24 protein-coding genes are annotated in these 25,224 nt (G+C 70.5%); 12 read left to right on the top strand and 12 right to left on the bottom strand.

Features of this window, described 5'->3' with window-relative positions; all coding sequences use genetic code 11:
• Positions 1–4: 4 nt before the first annotated feature.
• The 6 genes from sucD (at position 5) to ACSHV8_RS37490 (ending at position 6,833) form a co-directional block, all read left to right on the top strand.
• Positions 5–886, top strand: coding sequence for a succinate--CoA ligase subunit alpha (gene sucD / locus ACSHV8_RS37515; protein ID WP_436523827.1), 882 nt, complete (start codon positions 5–7; stop codon positions 884–886).
• Between the two features lie 113 nt (positions 887–999).
• Positions 1,000–2,436, top strand: a complete 1,437-nt coding sequence (locus ACSHV8_RS37510) for a cell division protein PerM (RefSeq protein ID WP_436523825.1) — start codon at positions 1,000–1,002, stop codon at positions 2,434–2,436.
• 45 nt (positions 2,437–2,481) lie between these two features.
• Entirely contained in the window at positions 2,482–3,099 is a 618-nt protein-coding gene (purN, locus tag ACSHV8_RS37505) for a phosphoribosylglycinamide formyltransferase (RefSeq protein ID WP_436523823.1), read from the top strand.
• On the top strand, positions 3,096–4,652 hold the full coding sequence (gene purH, locus ACSHV8_RS37500; protein ID WP_436523821.1) for a bifunctional phosphoribosylaminoimidazolecarboxamide formyltransferase/IMP cyclohydrolase: 1,557 nt from the start codon (positions 3,096–3,098) through the stop codon (positions 4,650–4,652). The genes purN and purH overlap by 4 nt, the downstream gene beginning before the upstream one ends.
• Before the next feature lie 139 nt (positions 4,653–4,791).
• Positions 4,792–5,382, top strand: coding sequence for a pentapeptide repeat-containing protein (locus tag ACSHV8_RS37495; RefSeq protein WP_436523819.1), 591 nt, complete (start codon positions 4,792–4,794; stop codon positions 5,380–5,382).
• A gap of 236 nt (positions 5,383–5,618) precedes the next feature.
• Positions 5,619–6,833 carry an NADP-dependent isocitrate dehydrogenase gene (locus ACSHV8_RS37490; protein ID WP_436523817.1) on the top strand — a complete coding sequence of 405 codons (1,215 nt, stop codon included), beginning with the start codon at positions 5,619–5,621 and terminating at the stop codon, positions 6,831–6,833.
• 295 nt (positions 6,834–7,128) lie between these two features.
• On the opposite strand, the gene galT is transcribed toward ACSHV8_RS37490, so the two are convergent.
• From galT to ACSHV8_RS37470, 4 genes are all read right to left on the bottom strand, one after another.
• Entirely contained in the window at positions 7,129–8,223 is a 1,095-nt protein-coding gene (galT, locus tag ACSHV8_RS37485) for a galactose-1-phosphate uridylyltransferase (RefSeq protein ID WP_436523815.1), read from the bottom strand.
• Positions 8,220–8,996, bottom strand: coding sequence for a DeoR/GlpR family DNA-binding transcription regulator (locus tag ACSHV8_RS37480; RefSeq protein WP_436523813.1), 777 nt, complete (start codon positions 8,994–8,996; stop codon positions 8,220–8,222). Before ACSHV8_RS37480 ends, galT begins: the two co-directional genes overlap by 4 nt.
• 90 nt (positions 8,997–9,086) lie before the next feature.
• Positions 9,087–10,001 carry a glycosyltransferase family 2 protein gene (locus ACSHV8_RS37475; RefSeq protein WP_436523811.1) on the bottom strand — a complete coding sequence of 305 codons (915 nt, stop codon included), beginning with the start codon at positions 9,999–10,001 and terminating at the stop codon, positions 9,087–9,089.
• Complete coding sequence (locus ACSHV8_RS37470) at positions 10,001–10,930, bottom strand: sulfotransferase family protein (protein WP_436523809.1); 930 nt, start codon at positions 10,928–10,930, stop codon at positions 10,001–10,003. Before ACSHV8_RS37470 ends, ACSHV8_RS37475 begins: the two co-directional genes overlap by 1 nt.
• Positions 10,931–10,992: 62 nt before the next feature.
• Here ACSHV8_RS37470 and ACSHV8_RS37465 point away from each other — a divergent pair, with 62 nt between their 5' ends.
• The gene (locus tag ACSHV8_RS37465; RefSeq protein WP_436523807.1) at positions 10,993–12,330 is read left to right on the top strand and encodes a WecB/TagA/CpsF family glycosyltransferase; all 1,338 of its coding nucleotides are present in this window, start codon (positions 10,993–10,995) and stop codon (positions 12,328–12,330) included.
• Between the two features lie 526 nt (positions 12,331–12,856).
• Here ACSHV8_RS37465 and ACSHV8_RS37460 read toward each other — a convergent pair.
• Positions 12,857–13,399, bottom strand: coding sequence for a DUF4262 domain-containing protein (locus ACSHV8_RS37460; RefSeq protein WP_436523805.1), 543 nt, complete (start codon positions 13,397–13,399; stop codon positions 12,857–12,859).
• Between the two features lie 99 nt (positions 13,400–13,498).
• Between ACSHV8_RS37460 and ACSHV8_RS37455 the strand changes: the two genes are divergently transcribed.
• The 5 genes from ACSHV8_RS37455 (at position 13,499) to ACSHV8_RS37435 (ending at position 16,704) form a co-directional block, all read left to right on the top strand.
• On the top strand, positions 13,499–13,867 hold the full coding sequence (locus ACSHV8_RS37455; RefSeq protein ID WP_436523803.1) for a VOC family protein: 369 nt from the start codon (positions 13,499–13,501) through the stop codon (positions 13,865–13,867).
• Positions 13,868–13,990: 123 nt separating this feature from the next.
• Complete coding sequence (locus tag ACSHV8_RS37450; RefSeq protein ID WP_436523801.1) at positions 13,991–14,377, top strand: hypothetical protein; 387 nt, start codon at positions 13,991–13,993, stop codon at positions 14,375–14,377.
• Positions 14,374–15,351: a hypothetical protein gene (locus ACSHV8_RS37445; protein ID WP_436523799.1), complete on the top strand. Its 978-nt coding sequence runs from the start codon at positions 14,374–14,376 to the stop codon at positions 15,349–15,351. Before ACSHV8_RS37450 ends, ACSHV8_RS37445 begins: the two co-directional genes overlap by 4 nt.
• Entirely contained in the window at positions 15,348–15,848 is a 501-nt protein-coding gene (locus ACSHV8_RS37440; protein WP_436523797.1) for a hypothetical protein, read from the top strand. The genes ACSHV8_RS37445 and ACSHV8_RS37440 overlap by 4 nt, the downstream gene beginning before the upstream one ends.
• 13 nt (positions 15,849–15,861) lie before the next feature.
• Positions 15,862–16,704 (top strand): hypothetical protein, encoded by an 843-nt coding sequence (locus ACSHV8_RS37435; RefSeq protein ID WP_436523796.1) that lies wholly within the window; start codon positions 15,862–15,864, stop codon positions 16,702–16,704.
• 4 nt (positions 16,705–16,708) lie between these two features.
• Here ACSHV8_RS37435 and ACSHV8_RS37430 read toward each other — a convergent pair whose 3' ends face one another.
• From ACSHV8_RS37430 to ACSHV8_RS37400, 7 genes are read right to left on the bottom strand one after another with little or no spacing between them, the layout of a single operon-like run.
• Positions 16,709–17,704 (bottom strand): glycosyl hydrolase, encoded by a 996-nt coding sequence (locus tag ACSHV8_RS37430; protein ID WP_436523794.1) that lies wholly within the window; start codon positions 17,702–17,704, stop codon positions 16,709–16,711.
• A complete protein-coding gene (locus ACSHV8_RS37425) occupies positions 17,697–18,434 on the bottom strand; it encodes a methyltransferase domain-containing protein (RefSeq protein ID WP_436523792.1) in 738 nt (245 codons plus the stop codon). Before ACSHV8_RS37425 ends, ACSHV8_RS37430 begins: the two co-directional genes overlap by 8 nt.
• Entirely contained in the window at positions 18,431–19,993 is a 1,563-nt protein-coding gene (locus tag ACSHV8_RS37420) for a lipopolysaccharide biosynthesis protein (protein WP_436523790.1), read from the bottom strand. The genes ACSHV8_RS37425 and ACSHV8_RS37420 overlap by 4 nt, the downstream gene beginning before the upstream one ends.
• Positions 19,957–20,835: a sulfotransferase domain-containing protein gene (locus ACSHV8_RS37415; protein WP_436523788.1), complete on the bottom strand. Its 879-nt coding sequence runs from the start codon at positions 20,833–20,835 to the stop codon at positions 19,957–19,959. Before ACSHV8_RS37415 ends, ACSHV8_RS37420 begins: the two co-directional genes overlap by 37 nt.
• A complete protein-coding gene (locus ACSHV8_RS37410) occupies positions 20,835–22,073 on the bottom strand; it encodes a hypothetical protein (RefSeq protein WP_436523786.1) in 1,239 nt (412 codons plus the stop codon). The genes ACSHV8_RS37415 and ACSHV8_RS37410 overlap by 1 nt, the downstream gene beginning before the upstream one ends.
• Positions 22,070–23,437 (bottom strand): O-antigen ligase family protein, encoded by a 1,368-nt coding sequence (locus ACSHV8_RS37405; RefSeq protein ID WP_436523784.1) that lies wholly within the window; start codon positions 23,435–23,437, stop codon positions 22,070–22,072. The genes ACSHV8_RS37410 and ACSHV8_RS37405 overlap by 4 nt, the downstream gene beginning before the upstream one ends.
• Positions 23,434–25,158 carry a Wzz/FepE/Etk N-terminal domain-containing protein gene (locus tag ACSHV8_RS37400; protein WP_436523782.1) on the bottom strand — a complete coding sequence of 575 codons (1,725 nt, stop codon included), beginning with the start codon at positions 25,156–25,158 and terminating at the stop codon, positions 23,434–23,436. The genes ACSHV8_RS37405 and ACSHV8_RS37400 overlap by 4 nt, the downstream gene beginning before the upstream one ends.
• Between the last annotated feature and the right edge of the window lie 66 nt (positions 25,159–25,224).

Raw genomic sequence — 25,224 nt, 5'->3', positions numbered from 1 at the left:
ACTAATGGCTATCTGGCTCACCAAGGACTCCAAGGTCATCGTCCAGGGCATCACCGGTGGTGAGGGCTCCAAGCACACCAAGCGGATGCTCGCCGCGGGCACCAACGTGGTCGGCGGCGTGAACCCGCGCAAGGCCGGCACCAAGGTGGACTTCGACGGCACCGAGCTTCCGGTGTTCGCCACGGTCGCCGAGGCGATCAAGGAGACCGGCGCCGACGTGTCGGTCATCTTCGTACCGCCGGCGTTCACCAAGGCCGCGGTCGTCGAGGCGATCGACGCCGAGATCCCGCTGGCCATCGTGATCACCGAGGGCGTGCCGGTGCAGGACTCGGCGTCCTTCTGGTCGTACAACGTGGCCAAGGGTGAGAAGACCCGGATCATCGGCCCGAACTGCCCGGGCATCGCCTCGCCGGGCGCGTCGAACGCCGGCATCATCCCGGCCGACATCACCCCGCAGGGCCGGATCGGCCTGGTCAGCAAGAGCGGCACGCTCACCTACCAGCTCATGTACGAGCTGCGGGAGTTCGGCTTCTCGACCGCGGTCGGCATCGGTGGCGACCCGATCATCGGGACCACGCACATCGACGCGCTGAAGGCGTTCCAGGAGGACCCGGACACCGACGCGATCGTGATGATCGGTGAGATCGGTGGCGACGCCGAGGAGCGGGCCGCCGAGTTCATCAAGGCCAACGTCACCAAGCCGGTGGTCGGTTACATCGCGGGCTTCACCGCCCCGCCCGGCAAGACCATGGGTCACGCCGGCGCGATCATCTCCGGCTCGGCCGGCACCGCCGACGCGAAGAAGGCGGCGCTGGAGGCGGCCGGGGTCAAGGTCGGCAAGACGCCGAGCGAGACCGCGCGGCTCATGCGCGAGATCATGAGCTGACCATCTATTTGGTACGAACGGCGCGCCGCGGGCCGGGTCGATACGACCCGATCGGCGGCGCGCCGTCGTATCTGCATCGCCGTAAGTGCCTCGGCGTGACAAGGTAGGTCGCGATGCCCAGCACAACCGACCGTCCCGGCGGCTCGGAGGACCCGTTCGCGGTCGCCGAGGCGCTGCAGTCCGTGGTGCGGGACACCGAGGAGGTGCCGGTCGGCGAGCCGCCGGAGCCGGCGCCCGAGGCCCGGGACACCGTGATCGTCGACGACGCCGTGCTGGGCCGCCGCGAGACGGTGCGGGTGCCGACCCAGCGCCGGCCGTCGGAGCGTCGCCCGCGGGGCGCACCGCTGCCGGTGGCCGTCGCCTTCGCCACACTCTGGGCCGCCGCGCTGACGTATCTTCCGGTCGCCGCCGCACTGGGGCTGGCCCGCACGCTGGAGGGTCAGGGCGGCCTGGCCGGGGCGGCCCACGCCGGTGCGGCCGCGTGGCTGCTCGGCCACGGGGTGTCGATCGGTACCTCGATCGGCTCGCTCGGCCTCATGCCGATGCTGTTGACCGGGCTCGTGCTGTGGCGTCTCAACCGGGCCGGGCTGCACGTGACCCGGGCGATCGGGGCGCGGCGCTCCGGCTCGATCGGGTCGGCGCTGCTCGTGGCCCTGTGCGTCGGAGCGACGTACGCCGGGATCGGTGCCTTGACCGCCCACTTCACCGATGGTCGCGGCACCGAGGTCTCCACCGCCAAGGCCGCGTCTGATTTTCTGCTGCTCGGCGTGCTCGGTGCGCTGATCGGTTCGCTGCGTGGCAGTGACTCCGTCACCACGCTGGCCCGGCGGGTCCCGTCGGCGCTGCGGCACGGTGTCCGGACCGGCCTGGTCGCCGGGCTCCTGATGGTCGGGGCGGGCGCGGCGGTCGGCGGCCTGTCGGTGGCGCTCGGCGGCGGCGACGCCGCGAAGATCATCGCGGCCTATCACACCGGGGTGGCCGGTCAGGCCGGAATCACCCTGATCAGCGTGGCCTACGCGGCCAACGCGGCCATCTGGGCCACCGCCTACCTGCTCGGCCCGGGTTTCGCGCTGGGGGTCGGGTCGAGCATCCGGCTGACCGAGTTCGCGGTCGGCGATCTGCCCACGTTGCCGCTGCTGGCCGGCCTCCCGAACGGCCCGCAGGGCTCCGGCGGGACATTGCTGCTGGCGCTCCCGGTGGTCGCCGGCGCGGTGGCCGGCTGGGGGCTCACCCAGCGGTTGAGGTATGGCCGGGCCCACGCCTGGGGCCCGGGACGCGGCTCGGCCGCGGACGCGCCGGAGCCGGCCTGGTCGCTGCTGATCGGCGCCGGCGTGCTGGCCGGTCCGGTCGCGGGCCTGCTGCTGGGCGCGCTCGCGTGGTGTTCCGGCGGCCCGGTGGGCGGCGGGCGCCTCGCCGAGATCGGCCCGGAAGCCGTTCCGGTCGGGCTGGTCGCCATGATCGTTGCCGCCATCTCGGTGATCGTCGGGGCGTCGGCGGCCCGGATCTTCAGCACCCCGCGCCGCCCGGCGCCGGCCAAGAGCCGCAGATAACCGCCCGATTTCGGTTGTCCTGGGCGCCCCGGATAGGGTGCTGAGGTGACTGACCCCGCGCCCGCCCGCCTGGTCGTCCTGATCTCCGGATCGGGCAGCAACCTGCAAGCTCTTCTCGAAGCGGCCACGGATCCGGCGTATGGCGCCGTGGTCGTCGCCGTCGGCGCGGACCGGGACGGCATCGCCGGTCTCGACATCGCCGCCGCGGCCGGGGTGCCCACGTTCGTGGACTCGGTGAAGGCCTACGAGACCCGGGACGACTGGGATGCCGCGCTCACCGCGCACGTCGCCGAGCACCGCCCCGACCTCGTCATCTCGGCCGGCTTCCTGAAGCTGGTCGGCAAGCAGTTCCTGGACGCGTTCGGCGACCGCTACATCAACACGCACAACGCGCTGCTGCCGTCGTTCCCCGGCATTCACGGGCCGCGTGACGCGCTCGCCTACGGCGTGAAGCTCGCCGGCGCGACGCTCTTCTTCGTCGACGCCGGCGTCGACACCGGACCGATCATCGCCCAGGTCAGCGTCCCCGTGCTCGACGGCGACACGGAGGAGACGCTCACCGAGCGGATCAAGGTGGCCGAGCGCGCCCAGCTGGTCGAGTTCGTCGGCCGCCTGGTCCGCGACGGCTGGACCATCAAAGACAGGAAGGTACGGATCCCGTGAGCACTGAGGGCCTTCGTCCGATCAAGCGGGCGCTGCTGAGCGTGTGGGACAAGGCGGGCATCGTCGAGCTCGCCCAGGCCCTGCACGCCGCCGGCGTCCAGATCGTCTCGACCGGTTCCACCGCCAGCACCGTGGAGAAGTCCGGTGTGCCGGTGACCCGGGTCGAGGATCTGACCGGTTTCCCGGAGATCCTCAGTGACCGGGTGAAGACCCTGCACCCGAAGGTGCACGCCGGTCTGCTGGCCGACCTGCGGCTCGACAGCCACGCCGAGGAGCTGGCCGAGCACGGGATCGAGCCGTTCGACCTGCTGGTCAGCAGCCTCTACCCGTTCTCCGAGACGGTCGCCTCGGGGGCGAGCGAGGAGGAGTGCATCGCCAAGATCGACATCGGTGGCCCGGCGATGGTCCGCGCCGCGGCCAAGAACCACGCCTCGGTCGCGGTCGTCGTCTCCACCGAGGGTTACCCGCTGATCCTCGCCGCCCTCGCCGCCGGCGGTTTCACGCTGGACCAGCGCAAGGCGCTCGCCTCCCGGGCCTTCATCAACATCGCGGAGTACGACGTCGCGGTCGCGAACTGGACGGCCACGGTGCTGGCGCCGTCGGAATGGCCGGAATTCGCGGGAATCGCACTGAAAAAACAGGACATCCTTCGGTACGGCGAGAACCCGCACCAGCAGGCCGCGCTGTACCTGGACCCGGCCGCCCCGGCCGGGCTCGCCCAGGCCGAGCAGCTCAACGGCAAGGAGATGTCCTACAACAACTATGTCGACGCGGACGCCGCCTGGCGCACCGCGAACGACTTCACCGACCCGGCCGTGGCGATCATCAAGCACGCCAACCCGTGCGGTGTCGCGATCGGCGCCGACGTGGCCGAGGCCCACCGCAAGGCCCACGAGTGCGACCCGGTCTCCGCGTTCGGCGGCGTGATCGCCGTCAACCAGGAGGTCACGCTCGAACTGGCCAAGCAGGTCGCGGAGATCTTCACCGAGGTCATCGTGGCGCCGTCCTTCGCGCCCGAGGCCCTCGACGTGCTGCGGGAGAAGAAGAACCTGCGCGTCCTGGTCGCCCCGGTCTGGAACCCGCCGCCCGCGGAGATCAAGCAGGTCGGTGGCGGCGTGCTCGTCCAGATGTCCGACCGGATCGACGCCGACGGCGACGACCCGGCCAACTGGACCCTGGCCACCGGCGCGGCCGCGTCCCCGGAGGTCCTGCGCGACCTGGTCTTCGCGTGGCGGGCGATCCGCAGCGTGAAGAGCAACGCGATCCTGCTGGCCCACGACGGCGCGACCGTCGGCGTCGGCATGGGCCAGGTCAACCGGGTCGACTCGGCCAAGCTCGCGGTCGACCGCGCCGGCGCCGCCCGCGCCGCCGGCAGCGTCGCCGCGTCCGACGCCTTCTTCCCGTTCCCGGACGGTCTCGAAGTCCTGATCGCCGCCGGCATCAAGGCCGTGGTTCAGCCGGGTGGTTCGATCCGCGACAACCTGGTGATCGAGGCCGCCGAGAAGGCCGGCCTGACGGTCTACTTGACCGGCACCAGGCACTTCTACCACTGAGCTAGCTTGGCTCCGCTTCGCTCCGCGCACAAAACGCCTGGTACCCGATGAGGAGTCAGATGATTTTCCGCCACCCGCACACCCCGCGGGCGTCGAAAAATCAGCTGCCTCCTCATCGGCGGCGTTTCGTGAGGAACCTATGAACCGCCGGGCGAATGAGCGGTTCTCGGGGGAGGACTGGGCGCTTGCTGAGGAGGAGCGGGTTCACTACGTGGACTGCGTGTTCCATGACGTGGACTGGAGCGAGTCGACCTTCACGGCGTGCACGTTCGAGCGGTGCGAGTTCGGCAACGTCAAGTTCAACGCGGCCACGTTCGAGCGGACCGCGATCCTGCAGTCCACGCTGCGTCGCTGCTCGTTCTTCGACGCGCGGTTCGTCGAGTGCAAGCTGACCGGCACCAGTTTCGAGGACTGTGAGCTGCGTCCGCTGACCGTCGACGGCGGCGACTGGGGGTTCGTCTCGCTGCGCGGGCAGAAGCTGGCCGGCATCCGCTTCGGCGCGATCCGGCTGCGCGAGGCCGATCTGACCGGGGCCGACCTGTCGAAGACCGACCTGCGCGGCGCGGATCTGTCGAATGTCCGGCTCAAGGACGCCGTACTCAAAGGATCTGATCTTCGGGGTGCGGATCTGGACGGAGCGCCGTTGCGCGATGTCGACGTCACCGGAGCCAGGATCGACCTGGCCCAGGCCGCCCACTTCGCCCGGGCCTACGGGGCGATTGTCGGCTGACCGTGAGGTGCCTCACCGCGTCGGCTCGCCAGGGTCGGCCGAGCCCGGCCCCGCTCCCGGAGTTTGTGCTGGATGCGCTCGCGGCGGCGGAGCTCGTGCCGCTTATCGGCCCGCTCGGGCGTCAACGCTGGGATGGTAGAGGGGGATCACCAGTTCGGGGCCGCCCGGCGATCTTCAGCGGGCGGGCAGTACGCTCGTACTGCTAAGCGTGTGTTTCGGGAGAGGAGCGCCGGCCGATGGCGAAAATCAAGGTCAAGAACCCGGTCGTGGAGATCGACGGCGACGAGATGACCCGGATCATCTGGAAGCAGATCCGTGAGCAGCTGATCCTGCCGTACCTCGACGTCAACCTCGAGTACTACGACCTGTCGATCCAGTACCGGGACGAGACCGACGACCAGGTCACGATCGATTCCGCCAACGCGATCAAGCGGCACGGGGTGGGCGTCAAGTGCGCGACCATCACGCCGGACGAGGCGCGGGTGCAGGAGTTCGGCCTGAAGAAGATGTGGCGGTCGCCGAACGGCACGATCCGCAACATCCTCGGCGGCGTCGTCTTCCGCGAGCCGATCATCATGAACAACGTACCCAGGCTGGTTCCGGGCTGGACGAAGCCGATCATCATCGGTCGTCACGCCCACGGTGACCAGTACAAGGCGACCGACTTCGTCGCGCCCAGCGCCGGCAAGATGACCGTCACCTTCACCCCGGACGACGGCTCGGCGCCGATGGAGTTCCTCGTCTCGGAGTTCCCGGCCGGCGGCGTCGGCATGGCGATGTACAACTACGACGAGTCGATCCGCGACTTCGCGCGCGCCTCGTTCCGTTACGGCCTGGCCCGCAACTACCCGGTCTACCTCTCCACCAAGAACACGATCCTGAAGGCCTACGACGGCCGTTTCAAGGACCTGTTCGCGGAGATCTTCGAGACCGAGTTCGCCGACCAGTTCAAGGAAGCCGGCATCACCTACGAGCACCGGCTGATCGACGACATGGTCGCCGCCGCGATGAAGTGGGAGGGCGGCTACGTCTGGGCCTGCAAGAACTACGACGGTGACGTGCAGTCGGACACGGTCGCGCAGGGCTTCGGCTCGCTCGGCCTGATGACGTCGGTGCTGATGACGCCGGACGGGCAGACCGTCGAGGCCGAGGCCGCGCACGGCACGGTCACCCGGCACTACCGGCAGTGGCAGAAGGGCGAGAAGACGTCGACCAACCCGATCGCGTCGATCTTCGCGTGGACGGGCGGGCTCAAGCACCGCGGCAAGCTGGATGGGACGCCGGAGGTCACCCAGTTCGCCGAGACGCTGGAGCAGGTCTGCATCGAGACCGTCGAGGGCGGTCAGATGACCAAGGACCTCGCGCTGCTGATCAGCCGGGACGCTCCGTGGCTGACCACTGACGAGTTCATGAACGCGCTCGACGAGAACCTGGCGCGCAAGCTCGCCTGATCGTTCTCCGACAAACCCCAACCCCCTTATTGGGTACGGCGTGAGCGGTGCTCTGTCCGTACCAAATCGGGGGTTGGGGTTTTTGATGTTCGAACATCCGACAAAACGCATGTTTAGTGACGTAACCGGCGGGTATCCGACTTCGTTTGTCTCAGTGGTGCCGGTGGCGGACTCGGGTTCGCCGCTCGCCGTCCCCTTCAGCGGGGGCCTTGTCCCGGGCCCCCGCTGTCCCTCCCTCGGGCCCACGCAGAACGGCCCCGCCGTGAGGGCGAGGCCGTTCCGTCGAGCGAAAATTTCAGATGGCGTCGCGCAGCAGCTGAGCCGCCTTCTCCGGGACGACGTCGCTGACGAACGCGCCCATCGCCGACTCCGAACCGGCCAGGTACTTCAACTTGTCGGCGGCCCGCCGGATGCTGAACACCTGCAGGTGCAGATATCCCAGGTCACGGCCCTCGCCGACGACCGCCTGGTGCCAGGCCGAGATGTACGGCATCGGCTTGCCGAACAGCCCGTCGAAACGGTGCAGCACGTCCAGGTAGAGCGGGCCGAACGCGTCCCGCTCCTCGTCGGTCAGGCCGGGCAGGTCGAGGACCTGGCGGTGCGGCGCGATCTGGACCTCGAACGGCCAGCGGGCGGCGGCCGGCACATACGCCGTCCAGTGCTCGTTGGCGCCGATGATCCGGACCTTGGCCTCCTGCTCGGCGGCGAGCACGTCCGCGTACAGGTTGCGCCCGCCGGTCTTGGCGGCGTGCTTCTCGGCCGCCCGCAGCATGGCCGCGGTGCGCGGCGGCACCATCGGGTACGCATAGATCTGGCCGTGCGGGTGGTGCAGCGTCACCCCGATCTCGACGCCCCGGTTCTCGAACGGGAAGACCTGGGCGACACCCGGGAGCTGCGACATCTCGGCCGTCCGGTCGGCCAGCGCGTCGACCACCGTGCGCACCCGCGACGGCGTCAGCGCACCGAACGAGCTGTTGTGGTCACTGGTGAAGCAGACCACCTCGCAGCGGCCCAGTCCCGGCTTGACCGGCACCATGTCGGTCAGCTCGGTGATGTCGCCGCCCGGCACCTCGCGGTAGCTGAACGACGGGAACTGGTTCTCGAACACCACCACGTCGTAGCTCGGCGCGGGGATCTCGCTGGCGAAGTGCGAGTTGGTCGGGCACAGCGGGCACGCGTCCGACGGCGGCAGGAACGTCCGCGTCTGCCGGTGCGCGGCGACCGCGATCCACTCGTCGACCAGCGGGTCGTACCGCAACTGGGACGCCGGCGGCGGCGGTGGCAGCTCGCGGGTGTCGGCGAACGCCGAGCGGCCGGAATCCGGCGACTCGTCGAAGTAGATGAGCTCGCGCCCGTCGGAAAGCGCGACGGTCGAGCGGATGGGTGTCACTGGGGGTTCACCACCACGAGTTCAGGGACGGTTTCGGTGAGAAGAGAACGCGCGGTGGCGTCCAGGCCGTCGTCGGTGATCAGCACGTCGGCCCGCTCCAGGGGCACGATCGAGGAGATGCCGACGGTGCCCCACTTGGTGCTGTCGGCGAGCACGACCAGGCGTTCCGCGGCCTCGACGAGCGCGCGGTTGACATCGGCCTCCATCAGGTTGGGCGTGGTGTAACCGGCGCGCTCGCTCATCCCGTGCACGCCCAGGAACAGCATGTCCAGGTGCAGGGTGCCGATCGCGGCCACGGCCACCGGGCCGACCAGGGCGTCCGACGGAGTGCGGGTGCCGCCGGTGAGCACTACCGTCTGATCGGGCCGGCCGGCGCGGTAGAAGACGTCGGCGACCGGGATCGAGTTGGTCACCACGGTCAGCGACGGGACGTCGACCAGCCGCTGGGCCAGCTCGGCGGTGGTGGTGCCGGCCGACAGCGCGATCGCGTCGCCGGGCGAGACCAGGGCGGCCGCGCGGGCCGCGATCGCGGTCTTCTCGTCGCGCTGGCGCACCGACTTGGCGGCGAAACCGGGCTCGTGTGCGGATCCGGGGCTGACCGTGGTCGCGCCACCGTGTACTTTCGCGAGCAGTCCACGGTCGGCCAGCGCCTCGAGGTCACGGCGGATCGTCATGTCGGAGACGCTGTACTCCGCGGCCAGCTCACTGACCCGGACGCCTCCGGTGGCGCGGACCCGATCGAGGATCGCGGCCTGTCGTTGCTGGGCGAGCATCAGCAATCCACCAACTTCGGCCAGGTTTTCCGCACTATTTCGAACACACTTGAACAGTACAGCTGATCAGGTGTGCGCGAAAGAGTGACTTCAGATACCACGTCCTCGTTTGTGCAGCGCTGAAAGCACATTCTCCACCTTCACCGCGCCGGTCATCGCGGCCAGCGCGATCGCCGTACGCGGTTCCTTCCAGTTGGCCCGGACCGCCTCCTTGCTGAACTGCCAGGCCTGGCTGCGATTTCCGGTCGCGGCCGACCAGCAGGCGAGCTGCCCGTACACCCGCGCGGCACCGGGCCGGCAGCCGCTGATCTCCGGGTGACGCTGCATCATCCAGCGCAACGAGGAGATCTTGGTGGCGTACTCGTAGGCGTAATGCGAACTGCGCCCCCAGAGCACCTGGACCAGCGGCTCGTCCACATGCACGATCGGCGCGCGGCGGGCCGCCCTGAGCAGAAGATCCCAATCCTCGTTCTGGCTGCCCGGCGCGTCCTCGGCGACCATCCCCATCGCGTCCTCGACCAGCGCCTCCCGGCGGATCAGGAACGACGACGAGTGCAGCATGGACATCCGGGACCGGGCCAGGTCGGCCACCGTCACCCGGCTCTGCCCGGCCAGCCGCGGCGTGGTGTGCCCCTCGAACTCCACCTCGATCGCGCAGGTGGCGAACTCGGCGTCCGGCTCGGCCATCAGCGCCGCCACCTGCCGGCGCAGCTTGTCCGGCAGCCAGCGGTCGTCGTCGTCGCAGAACGCCACCAGCTCGGTGTCCAGAGCCAGGATGCCGGTGTTGCGGGCGCCGGCCAGGCCGCCCGTCCGCCAGTTCGTCAACACCAGCACCGGCACGTCGTCCGGGCAGGCGAGCAGATAGTCCGGCTCGGTCTGGTCGTAGACCACGACGATCTTCAGCTCGCCCGGATACTTCTGCCCACGGACCGCGGCGATCGAACGACGGACCAGCTCCGGGCGGTTCCGGGTGGGGATCACGACCCCGACCGACGGCCAGTTCATCAGCTCTCCTGAGGGTTCATCGGGTAGCCGTAGGCCCGCAGCATCGGCCCGCAGACCGCACCGACCAGCCGGCGCTGGGCCGGAGGCAACGCGCGCATCCAAGCCGTGTCGTGACGCAGCGGCAGGCGGCCCACGGTGAAACGCATCGGATTGCCGGCCGCGCTGTGACCCACCCGCAGATCGGCATGGCCGGGCCGCAGGAACTCCAGATCGGCCGGCTGCAACGTGATGCCGGCGAAGTCGGCCAGCCGGATCAGCCCGGCCCGCGGATCGGCCAGGAACTCCTCGTAACGGATCCGGCGGACCGGCACACCGCGGCGGGCGAGCAGGCCGAACGCGGCGTTGTGGGCATTCCACAGCAGCGCCGAACGACCGGGGGAGTAGCGGGTCATCTCGTCGGCGCCGTCGGTCTCCGGGCGGGCCACCCGCTTCGTCCACGAGTAGGCGACCCCGCGGGCGTCCCGCACCACGTGCACCACCCGCAGGTCGATGTCGCCGGCCGCGCGCAACACGTGGGCCAGGGCGGAATGCTTGGAGGAATCGACGACCAGCTTCGCGCCGGAGACCTCGGCGGCGGCGGCATAGACCTTCGCATAAAAAGACGCATATTCCCGTACGTCGGCAGCGGGCCTGGCCGTCGACGCGAGCCACGGGATGTGGCGGGTCCGCTCCACCGCGTCCCGCAGGGCGAGCACCCGGTCGACGTCGACGTTGTCCCAGCCGTCGAAGGCGCTCTTTCCGACCCGCAGCCAGAACTCGCACGTGGAGAACCGCTCGCCGCAGCCGCAGCGCTCGTCGTCACGAAGGTCCCGTTGCCACAGGTGAACTACCTCGCCGAGCGCGCAGACCCCGGGCAGCTCGCCGAGCAGTCTTTCGACGAGCGTGGTGCCGCTTCGCCCCAATCCGCCCAGAAATAGCACTTCTGCCACTTTGGCCCGCCTTCGCTCGTTTCGCTCTGGTAACGAGTGAAGCAGGCAAAAGGAGGCGTCAGGTGGTTATCGAGGCTTTCGATCGCGTGCACCTGGACGGAACCGGAATCGACCGGATCACCGAGGACGAAGTCGTCGCCGTCGTACGCGACGCCCTGTCCCGAGGCCGCGGCGGCCGCATCATCACCCCCAACGTCGACATCCTGCGGCGGGCCTCGACCGACCCCGACGCCCGACGCCACCTGGACAACGCCGACCTGATCGTGGCCGACGGCATGCCGCTGATCTGGGCCAGCCGGCTGGGCGGGGCGCCACTCCCGGAACGGGTGGCCGGGAGCAGCCTGATCTGGTCCCTGTCCGAAGGCCTTGGCCGGGACGGTCGCTCGGTGTTCATCGTGGGCGGCACGCCGTCCCCCCGCATCCTCGCCCCCGGCCTCCGCGACCTGCTCGAAGCGCCCCTCGGCCAGCCCGCGCCGGCCGGTCGCCGCGCCGGCGGCCAGCCCGTCGCCGCCGGTCGCCGCACCAAGGATCGGGCGCCGGGCACCGTCGCCACCATCGGTCGCCGCGCCGACATTGAGACGCCGACCACCACCGTCGGTCGTGGTGGCGGCCTCTCGCCGGCCGCTGCCGCTTCCACCACCACTGCCGCTTCCACCACCACCACTGCCACCACCACTGCCACCACCACTGCCACCACCACTGCCACGGCCGCCACCACTGCCACGGCCGCTACCACTGGCGCGGCCACCGCCACCGCCGCTTCCACCACCACTGCCACTGCCACGGCCGCCACCACTGGCGCCGCCTCCGCCACCGCTGCCACTGCCGTCGGCCGCCGCGTTGCCGGTCGGTTGCCGGTCGGCAAAGGGCGGTCAGGTGCTGAAGGGCGGCCGGGCGTCGGCGAGGGGCCGGCTGCCGACGGGCGGCGGGGTGCGGCGGGCGGTGTGGTCACCGTGCGCGATACCCACACGTCAGGCGCGGCCCGGGCCGCCGTGCGCCTCGCCGCCGCGAGCCCCGGCCTGCGCATCGCGGGCGCGGTCAGCCCACCTTTCGGCTTCGAGGAGAACGAGATCACATACGCCGATGTCTGCGCACGCGTCACCGACGCCCAACCCGACCTGGTCTTCGTCGGCCTCGGCTTCCCCAAACAGGAATCAGTGATCGAACGCCTCCGCCGCGACCTCCCCGCCACCTGGTTCGTCGGCTGCGGCGCCGCCGTCAACTTCGTCGCCGGCGACGTCCACCGTGCCCCGCGCTGGATGCAGCGCACCGGCCTGGAATGGGCCCACCGCCTCAGCACCGAACCCCGCCGTCTGGCCGGCCGCTACCTGCGCCACGACGCCCCTTACGCCCTCCGCCTCCTCGCCCGAGCCCCGCGCCGCCGCCCCCGCCCCGCCTGACCCTTCCAAACCGCCCGCCGCCCGCCGCCTGCCGCCGCCCGCCCGTTTGACCCGGCCTCGGCTTGGCCCGCACCCACCCGGCACCGCGCAGCCCTGCCCAGGCCAGCCCTGCCCAGGCCAGCCCTGCCCAGGCCAGCCCTGCCCAGGCCAGCCCTGCCCAGCCCTGCCCTGCCCAGCCCTGCCCTGCCCAGCCCTGCCCAGCCCTGCCCTGCCCAGCCCTGCCCTGCCCTGCCCTGCCCTGCCCAGGCCAGCCCAGGCCAGCCCAGGCCAGCCCAGGCCAGCCCTGCCCGGCACCGCGCCGCGCCGTCTCGCCGACCACCGAACCGCCCTGTACTGCCGCCCCGGCCGGCGGGTGTTCCGAGCTCACGCCCGCCGGGCATGCCGGGCAGCGCCCGGCGGATGGCTCGCGGCCGAGCACGCCCGCCGCGCACCGGATGGCTTGTCCCGAGGGCGCCGGGCCGGCGCCGGGCACTGTCCGGTTCCTCCCTTCTCGCAGATCGGCAAGCGCCCCGGGTGGATGGCGAGGTCAGGAAGTCTCGCGGCCGTGGCGGGTGCCCATCCGCCGGATGCGGGGCCCGGCCAGGCTGCGCGGCGCCCGGCAGCGGGCCAGCGCCACCGACGGCGCGGCGATCAGCGGCTGGTGGAACTCTTCGGACGGATAGTCGGCCTGCCAGGGAAAACGGTTCTCCGGGTCGGGCCAGACCAGCTGCTGGAGCCGGACTTTCTCCCGCCCGTACCGCGCCAGCGCGGCCCCGGGCCACAGGACGGCGGTCGACGTGCCGGTGAGGATGACGACGTCCTGGTCGACGATCAGGTCGGTGACCCGGCGGCCGTGGTGGAAGCGGGCGCCCTCGTCGTGGACCCGCCCGGCCAGCTCGTTGAGCAGTTGATGGGCGAGGTCCGGCGGCAGTCCCGCGATGATCAGCTCGGGCCGGCCGGCGGCAGTCAGCCCGACCGTGTACGCGAACGGGACCGCGTCGGCCGGATCCTCGTCGGAGGGCAGCACATGCACCACCGCCCAGCCGAACTGCTGGATGATCTCGGTCTGCTCGCGGAAGAAGTCGGACATGGGACCCCCTTGGAGTTGGCTCTGAGCCCCACTATGGAACACGTGTACGACACTTTTCCGTCTATCTAAACCGTACGTACGTACTGTTAAGATGCGAGAATGCGTATCGTCGATCTCCACCACGTGCAACTACTGATCCCGCCCGGCGGCGAACCCGCGGCCCGAGCGTTCTACAGCGGAGTCCTCGGCATGGCCGAGATCGTCAAGCCCCCACCCCTGGCCGCCCGCGGCGGCTGCTGGTTCCGCGCCGGCGGCTGGGAGATCCACCTCAGCCCGGTCCCGGACTTCCGGCCCGCCGCAAAGTCCCATCCCGGCGTCCTGATCGACGACCTCGACGGACTGGCCGCGATCCTGACCGCCGCCGGCCACCCGGTCGAGTGGGACCCCCACTTCCCGGGCCACCGCCGCCTCTACTCCGCCGACGGCCACGGCAATCGTCTCGAATTCCTGGAGCCGATCATTTCCTAGATCAAATATCCATTTAATTGATCAACGACATTGCTTGAACCCGTCCGTCGATTGTGGCGTGTACGTTGACAGCGGCATCGAGCCAGGTGGAGGTGTCGCGCGACGTCCACGCGGGGAGCGGCAATGTCGATCAATCCGAATCTCGGAGTCGACCTTTTCGGGCTCTGGACGGCGGCCAAGGACTACTATCCGACCGTCGCCTATCAGTACGCTCAGGCGCTGCAGCATGTCGATGCGACCGAGCGAGGCCTGAGCTACGCCTTCCAACGGCCGGACGTCTTCGGCGGCGGAACCTATGGCCCGGTTTATCAGCCGTGGCGCGATCTTCGCGACAGTCTGACCGCTGCCCTCAGCGAGACCAGGACCAACCTTCTGGGAGTCGCGGATGTCCTCGCCATGGCGGTCAAGACGTACCAGGAGACGGACGAGGAAGCGGCTGCCGCGTTTCAGGAGGTCCGTCGCGGGCGTGCGGAGCCTCAGCCGACGCTGCGGGATTGGGCGCAGCGATGAGCTTCGACGAGCTGATGCGGCATGCCCACGACATCCAGGCCACCGCGATCGCGAAGTCGATGGACCAGCACGGCGTGCGAGAAGCGCCGAAGCCCGGCGATCCGCCCCTCGCGCCGCAGCCGGGTGAGGAGGCGACCCGGGCGAGTGTCATCGCCAGCTTCGCCGACATCCCGGCGTTGTTCGAGCCGTTCATGCTGATGCCCGACCCGGCATCCTTCGACGGTCTCCTCGACGAACTCAGGTCGGCGATGGGGCCTCTGTCCTCCGGTTACATGGCCGGCGACCCCATTACGGGATATCCGTATTCCGCCAACCCCCTTCTTTCTCGGGTCGGGGCGTCGGAGAGTTACCTGGAGGAGTGGACGGGCGCGGCGGCCGACGTCTTCCGCACCGATTTCGTCAACACCTTCCCGGCCCTGCTGGTGAATCAGTTCATCGGAGGTGCGATCCTCCGTGCCGCGCTGGACGCCCAACGAGCGTTGTGGGTGAGCGCACGGGAGCACATCGACAAAATTGCGCATGACACTCTCGTCGCGCTCGACAACATGGGCCGTTGCGGGCAGAACAAATGGACCATGACCTGGACCATCGTGGCCTCGGTGGCGGCCGTGGTGGCGGTGCCCATCTCGGCCGGGACATCGTTGCTGGGTGCCGGAGCGACGTTGGCTGCGGTGACCACCGTGACCGCGGTCGGCGCCGCCGGGCAGGTGGCCGCCGCCCATCAGGTCGCGCCGGCCAAGGAGACCGAGTATCACGGCGAGACGGCCGAGGTCGTCGTCGAGCAGATGCGCCGTGGAGTGAACGAGGTCATCAGCGAGATCCAACTGGCTGAGCAGGCGATCGCTGCGGCCCTCCGGAACATGCACGCCTTGATGATTCGGGAAAGGGAGCTTTTCGTGGCGCCCCGGCCGACGCTGCTCGATGCCGGCCCGGGCTCTGTTTTCGACGACAAGTACCTGGGGCGTGCCCGATGAGACTGAGTGAAGCGTTGAATCGGATGCGGGTGCGGGTGTCCGTCGCCGGCGGCTCGATAACCGGCGAGTTGTACGACGACGATCGGGTCGATCTGTCTTTCGCGCCGGGTTTCTATGGGCTGGTCGCCGCCTCGGTGCTGGAGGGCCATCTGGTGTCGCTGGCGCGGGAGATGCACGCCGAGTACGTGCGGCAGTACTTCCGGGCGCTCAGCGTGGCGTACGAGCGAACGATCACGAAGGAGCCGGCCGTGATCGGGCGGCAGGATCGGGAGTACACAGAGCGGCGGCAGTCGCTGGTGGCGGAGGGCCGGTCCGCCCGAGGCCAGATCACCATCACCGTTCGGGGAATGCAGTCGTGGCAGGTCCGGATCGGTCGGGATGCACTTCGGACGCTCGACGAGCGGCAGTTCTCTCTGGCTTTCGGAGAAGCGGCGCAGGCACTGATCCGTGACCAGTTCGCAGGTATCAGGGCCCTGAAGGAGCAGGTCTATGGCTAGGACAAGAGGTCTCATGATCGGGCAGGCTCGGCGGGCCGTCCTCCTCGGCCTGATCTTGGTGACGGCGGCGGGCGCCTGCACTGCGGGTTCGCCGGATCCAGGGCCGTCGGTGTGCCCGATTCCCACGGCTCCTCCGTCCGGAGCATTTGCTCCGGCCGAGCGGGCTCCGGGCGGCGGCGGTGTCGAAATCGTGGATCACGGCTTCACCCAGTTCTCCGGTCTGGAGAACGGAGGGCGGGTGAGCCTGGGTGCCCTGGTCCGCAATACGAGCGACCAGATCGCATATCGGACCCAGGTCACTCTGCGTATCAAGGATGCCCAGGGCCGGGACGCGGTTCACCCGTGGAACGCACGAGATCTCATTCTGGAGATCCCGGTCATCAGCCCGGGCCAGCAGGTAGCGGTTGCGGCGAGAGCGGGCGTGCGTGACGATCTGGACCAATTTCACGCGTACGACAAGGTGACCACGTTCGACGTCGAACTCGGATCCGCGACCTGGCTGCCGGCGGAGAACGCGGCGATGTTCCCGTCGGTCACCACGACTTTCCAGAGCCTGGAACGAACCAAGTCCGAAAGCACGGTCCGGTACTCAGCTACCACGACGGCCTGCCGCGCGACGCTTTCTCGGGGCATGGCTGCGGTCTTCGTCAACGCGTCCGGCCACGTGGTCGGCGGCTTGTTCGCAGGGCGCGGCGACCTGGGGCAATGCGGCACCGCTGGGTATGCGGGGCGGATTTCGGACATCATTCCGGCCCCCGAGGGGACCGATGACAAGAAGACGGTGGTGAGTGAGTACTGCGATGTGGCTGGGCCGGAGGGTGGTGTCTACCGCCCCTCCGGCGCCCCGGCCAACTGAGCCGCTACGGGTTGAAGTAGGGGTCCTTGACCAGTGAATGGAAGGCCCCGAACGCCTGCTTGTCCCCGCTCAACCGGAACTGCTGGTTGGGCCCGTTCCCTTCCGGGTCGGACTCGAAGTAGGCGACCGCCTTGATCTGCTTGTTCGCCTTGAACGTCCGTTCCGCGTCCTTCAACCAGGCGGCCCGGTTGGCCGAGCCCCACGCCTTGGCCACGCCGAACTCGCCGATGATGATCGGTTTCGGGCGTTGGCCGGCCCACTGGAGGAACGGTCCCATCAGTTCGCCGATGGGTTGGAAGCTGGCCCCGGCGTAGACGTCGACGCATGTCCAGTCGACCTGGTCGTCGCCGGGGTAGAAGTCGGCCGCCTCGCCGCGCTGGAAGCCTTCGGCGGTGGGGCACCACACCCAGGACACGTTGTCGGCGCGTTCCTGTTTGAAGATGGCCCGGACGTATTTCCAGGCGGCGATGTAGTCGGCGCCGGACCACATGGTGGCTCGCAGGTTGGGCCGGTCCATCTCCCAGCGCATCCGCAGCAGCACCGGCTGTTTGATCTTCCGGATGGCGCGGGCCTGCTGGTGGATCAGGCGGTCGTGTTCGCCGTCGAGGATGGACCGGTTGTCGCCGGTGGCCCAGCTGACCATCAGGGACTGGCCCTGGGCCAGGAACTCCTGATCGGATTCGGTCCCGACGAGCTGGTCGAATCGGCGGTACGTGTTCAGGATGTCCAACCGGCGGCCGAGGGAGCTCTCCAGGGATCCGACCGCTTCCAGCCGGCCGACGTGCGTCAGTTCGTCGGGTTTGATCCACGCTCCGACGTACGCCCCCTTCGCCGGAGGCGTGAACGGCCCGGCGGCGAAGGGACCACCTTGCACCGCGAGGGCCGGCGGCCGGCCGGAGAGGTCGGGTGAGGGCTCCGGGGCCGGCTCCTTCTTGTCGCTGCTGCAGGCCGCGACCAGCAGAAGTACGGCGATCAGGACCCCCGCGGCGGCCCTACGCATGGACGCGCCGAGCCGTGTAGAGCACGTTCACCGCGTAGCCGTCGGTGCCGGGGATGCGTCGTGCGGCGGCGTCGGCGACCCGGGCCAGCCGGTTGTCGTGCATCGACGGGGTGAGCATGGAGAAGCCTCGGCGTTCGACGATTTCGAAGCCGTGCCGGTCGAGCAGGGCTTCGACCTCTTCGTGGGACAGTTCGGCGAACCAGCGTTCGCCCCGGTGCCGCCGGGCCCGCAGGTGGCGGACGGAGCCGGCGTTGCCGTGGTTCTCGACGACGAGCAGTCCGGAGCCGCGGTGCGGCAGTGCTTTGGCGGCGAAGGCGAGCGCCCGGTCGCGGATGGTGTCGTTCACGTTGAGCAGCAGCCGGAAGATCGTCACGATGGCCGGGAAGCCGGCCGCGACCGGGGCCGGCACCGGCCCGTCCATCGGTACCTGGTGCCAGTAGGCGCGGGATCCGACCTCGGCCGCCTTGGCCATCATCTCGGCCGACGTGTCGTAGCCGTGGGCTTCCCGGACGAGCCCGTGCAGGGTCCGGATGGCCCGCCCGGTGCCGCAGGCGAAGTCGTGCTGGACCGGCGGGTGCTGGCCCTCGAACTCGCGGCGGACCAGGGTGCGCAGGTAGTCGCGCTGCCGTTCGTTGATCCGGGACGCGTAGCTGTCCGGCGCGTAGGTCACCGACTCGTACTTCTCGACCGCCTCGGCGTCCTGGAACACCTCGGTGTAGTCGCTGGTCAACTCGCCTCCTGGGGGTTTCGTCGGGTGAACGCGCCGAGTTCGAGCCGGCCGCGGAGCAGCCAGGCGCCGGCGCCGAAGGCCGCGACCGCGGCGGTGGTGGCCAGCGCCAGGCCGACCGGCCCGTCCCCGGTGAGGACGGTCACCGCCCGGGGCAGCAGGCCGAAGCAGCCGATCGAGAGCAGTGCGGCGGCCCGGGTACCGGGTCCGAACGGGTGCAGCCGGGCGCCGCGGAACACCTGGATCAGCGGCAGCAGGTTGTTGGCGACCATCGCTCCGGCCAGGCCCACGGCCGCGCCCATCGCGCCCTGCCGGGGAATCAACAGCACATCCAGGCCGATCGTGACGGCCAGGGCGACGGCCACGTTGCCGAGGTTGAGCGAGGTGCGCCCGGCCATCGACAGGACCATGTCGACCATGCCGCAGCCGGTGGCGACCAGCATGGCCACGGCCAGCAGGCGGACCACGGGCACGCCGGCGGTGTACTCGTCGCCGAAGAACCGCAGGTAGTACGGCGCGAACAGGATCACCAGCAGGTTGATCGGCCAGGTGATCAGCACGAGCCAGCCGGTGGCGACCTGGTAGAGCCGGTTCGCGGTGGCCCGGTCGCCGGTGCTCAGCGCCTCGGCCAGCCGGGGTTGCACGGACTGGGAGATGCCCTGGTTGGCGAACTGGATGAGGATCACGAACCGGCCGGCGACCGCGTAGACGGCGGCCGGGCCGAGCCCGCCGAGCGCGGCCACCAGCAGCACGTCGACCCGCTGCAGGGCCAGCTGGGCGACCGCGGCGAGCGCGCGCGGGCCGGTGAACAGCCAGAAGTCGCGGCGCAGGCGGCGGCGCTCGGCCCGCTCGGCGCTCGCTCCGGGGGGCCGTCCGGCGAGGTAGACGCGCCGGGCCGCGTACGCGGAAAGGATCGTGACCGGAAGGTAGGGGATGGCCCAGGCCAGCGCGAAGTTCGGCAGTGAGGCGGCCGCGAACAGGCCGGCGGCGCCGACCGCGAGCACCTGCAGGCCGCTGCGCAGCACCCGGTCGAGAAGCACGGTCGGGCGCATCGAGCGATATCCGCGGGTGACCGTGAGCAGCACGTCGGTGAGCGCCTGGAGCGGGATGAAGACGGCCAGTACGCGCAGCCCGCCGACGATCCCGGGGGCCTGATGCGCGGTGAGGCGGGCGATCTCCGGCGCCGCGATCCACACCGCCGCGGCCAGGAGCAGCGAGAACACCACGACCGGGACGAGTCCGATACGCAGGCAGGCGCCGAGCAGGTGGTCCTGGCCGGTGGCCCGCAGCCGGGCCGGCCAGTAGACCAGCCCGGTGTTCGTGCCGAGTTTGGCCAGGCCGCCGGCCAGCACGAACGCGGCCGTGGCGGAGAAGAACGCGCCGGCCTCGGCTTGGCCCAGGCTGCGCGCGACGATCCAGGTCACCGCCACGCCGGCGCCGCCCGCGAGCGCGGCCCCGGCCATGTTGGCCAGGCCGCCGCGGGCCGCACCGCGTGTTCCCCGGGCGGCGCTCGGTGCGAGCAGAGTCACCGGCGGCGCCAGATCGGGGTGTGACCGAGCCATCCGGCCAGCGCCTCGTCGTGCGACTGGTAGTAGGCGGTCAGGTCGTGCCGCACCCGCGGGTCCATGTCGGCCTGCCGGGGGCGGGCGTTGTGCTGCTCGAACGCCGGCCGTTCGAGGTCGGCCGGCAGCCCGAGGAACTCGCAGACCTCGTCGTAGACCGGTTCCGGATCGCTGAAGAACCGTTCGCTCTCGACCACGTGGATGCGTTCGCGGCCGACGTGCTGGGCCATCACGCTCAGGTAGCGGGCGTATTCGCCGCGGGCGCGGTAGGCGTGGTGCTGGTGGGCGAAGCTGTAGTACTCCGGGTCGGCGGCCAGCCGTTCCTCCTGCCGGTGCAGGCGGGGCGGCTCCAGCGCCAGCGCGAAGCCGAAGTCACGCTCGGTCTCGAAACCCCGGGCCACCTCGTGATGGTGCTGTGAGTAGGCGCGTTCCACCGGGTCTCGGACCAGAACCACGATTTTCGCGTACGGCAGGTCCCGCGCGATCCGCGCGACCGCCTGCGGGTGGTACATGTAGTACGGGCTGGACTCGAACGTCTGGGCCGGTACGCCGTACTTCTCGGCCACCTTCTCGCCCGCCCGCCGGCCCGGGAAGTGCGCCTTGTACCAGTCGATCCCGCGGTGGTACGACGTGTCGAAGTAGTGCACGCCTTTGTGCAGCACGGCCTTGAGCACCACCGGGTGCGCGGCCAGGGCCCGGTAGAGCGACGTGGTCCCGCACCGCTGGCCGCCGCAGATCAGGAACGACGGCAGCATGCGGTGATCCGAGGTGAGCCGGCCGTACGAGCGGGAGCCGAGGTGCACCACCCGTTTCATCGGGGCGGGCAGTTTGCTGACGTTCATCAAAGCTCCTCAACACGCCGGATGAGCACCGGCAGCAGCCAGGTGCCGAGCACGCCGAGCCGGGCGCCGGCCTCGGCCTGACGGTCGGTCAGATAGCGCACGGCCAGGTCGACCAGGTAGAGCAGGGCGGTCGTCTCGCGGGCCACCGGCGCGACCCCGAACGGGGCCAGCAGTTCGTCGGCCCGGCGCACGGTGGCTTCCACCGCGCCTCGCGCGTCCCCGCTGGTCTGGATACGTTTCTGCAGCTCGTGGTGCACGGCGTCGAAGCCCAGGGGCACCCCGGTGGCGAATCGCTCCCAGTCCCAGACGAGCAGCGCGTCGGCCAGGTTGGCCATGTTCCAGGGCGCCCAGTCGCCGTGCCAGGCGCCGTAGCGCAGCGTGGTCTCCCCGCTGTGGGCGGCCAGCAGGTCCACGGCCGAGCCGAGCGCGGCGCCCTCGGGCCGTTCGCCGACCGCGGCCAGCCGGGCCCGCAGCTCGTGCCAGTACGCGCTCTGCGTCAGCGGCCCGGTCGTGTACCCGCAGCAGCCGGCGATGTCGAGCATCGCGGCGGTCAGCCGGCGCGGGGTCAGCGTCGCCCGGGGAAGCCAGACCGGCAGCGCCGACTGGACCAGCACCTGCAGGCCGCGCCACTGCCCGGCGTGCATGACCTTGGGCACGGTCAGTTTGGTCAGCCCGCTCGTGCCGAGCGCGTTCAGGGCCGCGGTCTCGGCCCGGACCAGGCGCTGGGTGAGCGCCCCGGTCCCGATCTTGCCGAACGCGAACGTCTCGCCGTCCGGGGTGAGCAACTGCAGCACCGGTTTGCGGTTGGCCCGAGCCGGACCGATATGGACACTTACTGACAAATCGCGCCGGAGCGCGTCGCTGAGGTACCCGTCGATGCTGGCCGAGACCGGGCCGGTGACCCGGATGCGGTCGCGGAACACCAGCCGGTCGGCCCGGGCGTGCACGGCCGCGACCACGGCGTTGCGCTTGAGCCGGGCCATCCGGGACTGCGGCTCGGCGTACCGGCGGACCGCGGACGCGGCGATCGCCGGTGACGCGTTCGGGACCAGCAGCCGGGGCCGGTGCGCGTTCGGCACCACGAGGTACTCGGCGATCAGGTTGCGCTCGCCGTCGTCCTCGCGGGCGGTCCGGCACGGCGGCGGATAGAGCAGCGCGAGGACCTCGGTCAGATACTGCGTACGCAGTGCGGCGTCACCCGCGGTCAGCTCGGCGGGCGCGGTCTTTACCGGACTCAATTGCTTTTCCCCTCGATCCAGTTGCGCCAGAGCAGCGCGTAGGCCAGAACCATGAAGGCCAGAGGGGTGACCAGGGAGTTGTACCAGAGCATCGCGGAGAACGAGCTGACCAGCGCGGCGCTGCCGGCCACCCCGATGGCGCTGCGGTCGCGGCGGAAGCGCCACAGGCCGTACGCGAAGAAGCCCAGGTATCCCACGGTGCCCACCGCGCCGTGCGAGAAGAGCAACTGCCAGAGCTGCCCGTTCCCGCCGATCGTGAAGTTTCCGCAGCGTTCGCACTCGGAGCTCTCGCCCACGGTGATCGAGTTGCGCCCGCCGAGCGTGTTCCGGGTGCCGCCGTAGCCGATCACCGGCGAGTCCGCGAAACCGTCCAGCGCCCGCTCGGTCAGGAACGCGCGGACCCCGTTCGACTTGCCGTTGTCCAGTCGCGCCTGCACGGTCGAGCCGAGCGGGGTGGCGGCCAGCGCCACCGCGATCGCGCCCGCGGTCAGCGCCAGCGCGCCGAGGACCCAGAGCTTGCCGGCCAGGACGTACCGGACCGCGACGTACGTCAGGACGACGCCCAGCCCGATCCACAGCCCCCGGTTGAGCGAGACCACGGCCGGGGCGACCGAGACCAGCAGGCAGAGCCAGGCGAACGCCTTCTTCCGCCCGCTCGTGCTCGCGGCGGCGGCCACCAGCAGCCAGCCGACCAGTAGACAGAAGTTGTTGCCCCAGGTGTTGGTGTAACCCCAGGGTGCGGCCGGGCGAGGGGCGTCCCCGCCGACGATGTCCATGATCTGCGCGGCGTACGGATGCACCAGCGACCGCACGAACCCCTTGTTCCGGACCCCGTGCGGCAGCAGCCACTCCACCGGCGAGGTGAACTCGAAGTGCCCGGCCACCATGCCGAGCAGCCCACCCAGCACGGTCAGCACGAACATGCCGGCCAGCAGCCGCACCAGGCGGCGGCGGGACAGCTCACGCTCGGTCAGGTTTCCGGCGTAGAGCAGGAGCACGGTCAGGGAGACGTACATCGCAAGTTTGTAGATGACCGCGGGCAGGCGCCCGGCGGCCCGCTCGACCACCGTCCCGGCCGGGTCGGCGCCGAGCGCGGCGATGCTCACCACGGCCGCGATCAGGAAGACCAGCCACCAGCCGAAACCCGGCGGCAGCCGCAGCGGCCGGCCCGCGGCTCGGCGCCGGACCAGCAGGAACAGCATCGGCGCGGCCATCAGCGGGAAGATCAGCACGCCCAGGCCGAGCGCCCACCAGAGCGGGTAGAGCAGCAGGATCCCGGAGACCGGCCAGGCCGGCAGCGTCAGGTCCTTGGTGTCGCGGTCGGCCGCTCCGGCGAGCGGGGCCGCCGGGGCGACCGTGATCACTTCTCGTCGCCGTCGACGACGATCGGTCCGGACGTGTCGATCGCCTTGGTCGTCTCCGAGGAGTCGTTCTCGGCCGGGCGCTGACGAACCGCCGCCGAGACCGGCTCACCGCGCTCGGGCAGCGACGACAGCTGCTGGGTGGCCTCGTCGATGAGCGGCTCGACGCCGGACGGGGGCAGGGCCACGGCCGGTTCGGGCAGCGCCGGGGCCCGCCGGGCGGCCAGCCGGGGCAGCACCACCGCGCCGAGCAGCCGGGTACCCACCCGCTGCAGCTGCTCGGTCGCGTCGACCAGGGCCGGGCGGCCGGTGCGGCGCAGCTCGACCGCGAGGATCGCCGCGTCGGCGAAACTGGCCAGGCTCTGCGCGTCGGCGCTGCTGCTCGTGGACGGCGCCTCGATCACGACGTAGCCGCCCTGCGCCCGCAGCGCGTCCAGGGTGTCCCGCAGTCGCTGCGACTGCATCAGGCCGGCCGCGGTGGCCGAGCCACCGGTGGCGATCACCCGCAGCGACGGGATGCGCGGGGTGCGCTGGAGCACCCGGTTCAGTCCGGCCCGGCCGGCCAGCAGCTCGGAGAGTCCGGGCACGGCGGCCACCCCGAGCATCCGGGCCAGCGGCGCCGCGTCCACCACACTGTCCGGCAGGTGGGCTCCGATCAAGACCACATCGCTTCCCGTACGGGCGAGCGCCGCCGCCAGGTTCGCCGCGACCAGCGTGCTGGCCGAACCCCGGCTCGTCCCGGTCACCACGATCACCCGGTCGGCCGGATCGAGGCTGGCCAGGACCTCGTTGCGCAGGCGGTTGAAGACGCGCCCGCCCGGTCCGTACGGCTGCAGCACGTCGTCGAAGTGGGGCGTGGTCCGCTCGTCCAGGGTGGCCAGCACCGGCACCCGCCCGCGGTCGCGGACGTCCACGGCGGTGACCAGGCGCCGGTCGAACCGCTCCCGCAGGTAGGCCAGGGCCAGCCCGATGAGCAGCCCGATCATGCCGCCGGTGGCGATGTCCAGCAGCGTGTTCGGGCTGGACGGGGTGTCCGGCAGCCGGGCGTCGCTGATGATCGCGCCGGCGCCGACCGTGGTCGTGGTGAACTCGTTGAGCCGCCCGGTCAGGCTGTTCAGCTGGTTCTGCGAGTTGCTGCGCAGGCTCAACAGGTTGCTCTCGATCGAGCTGCCCCGGCGGGCCTGCGCCAGCTTCGCGTTGATCCCGGTGAGCGCGGTGGTGAGCTGCTTCACCTTCAGGTTCAGCGAGGCGATCTGCTTGTCCAGCGCCGCGCGGGCGGTCTCCTCGCGATTACGCAGGTAGGCCTCGGCGAACGCGTGCGAGCCGGCCTGCGCCTTCAGCGGACTGTCGGCCTGGAACGTGATCACCAGGACCGTGGTGTTGGCCGGCACCTGCACCGACACCGAATGGGCCAGTTCGGCCGGGGCGACGTCGGTGCGCAGCAGCGCGGCGGCCTTGGCGGCGACCGCACCGGAGCCGACCAGCTGGGCCTCGGTGTCCAGGTTGACCGAACCCTTGGTCCGGCCGCCCTGCGCGTTGGTGTCCTGGTCGACCGCCTGCACCAGGACCGACGAGGAGGACTCGTAGATCCGCGGCAGCGAGTGCGTGACCGTGGCGCCCACGCCCAGACCCGCGGCCGTCGCGGCCAGGGCGATCCACCAGTGCCGGCGAACCGCGCCCAGGTAGTGCGCGACATCGGAGGACGGTGGGCGAGACGCTTCCATCGGTCTTCGCGGCCTTTCGAGGAGGAGTTTTGGGCGTTTCGCCCCAAGGGGTCCAACGCCCTACTC

The organism is Actinoplanes sp. HUAS TT8, assembly GCF_051380535.1.
Taxonomy (GTDB): Bacteria; Actinomycetota; Actinomycetes; order Mycobacteriales; family Micromonosporaceae; genus Actinoplanes.
The sequence above is the reverse complement of the archived record's forward strand: the minus strand, read 5'-3'. Positions and strand labels throughout refer to the sequence as shown.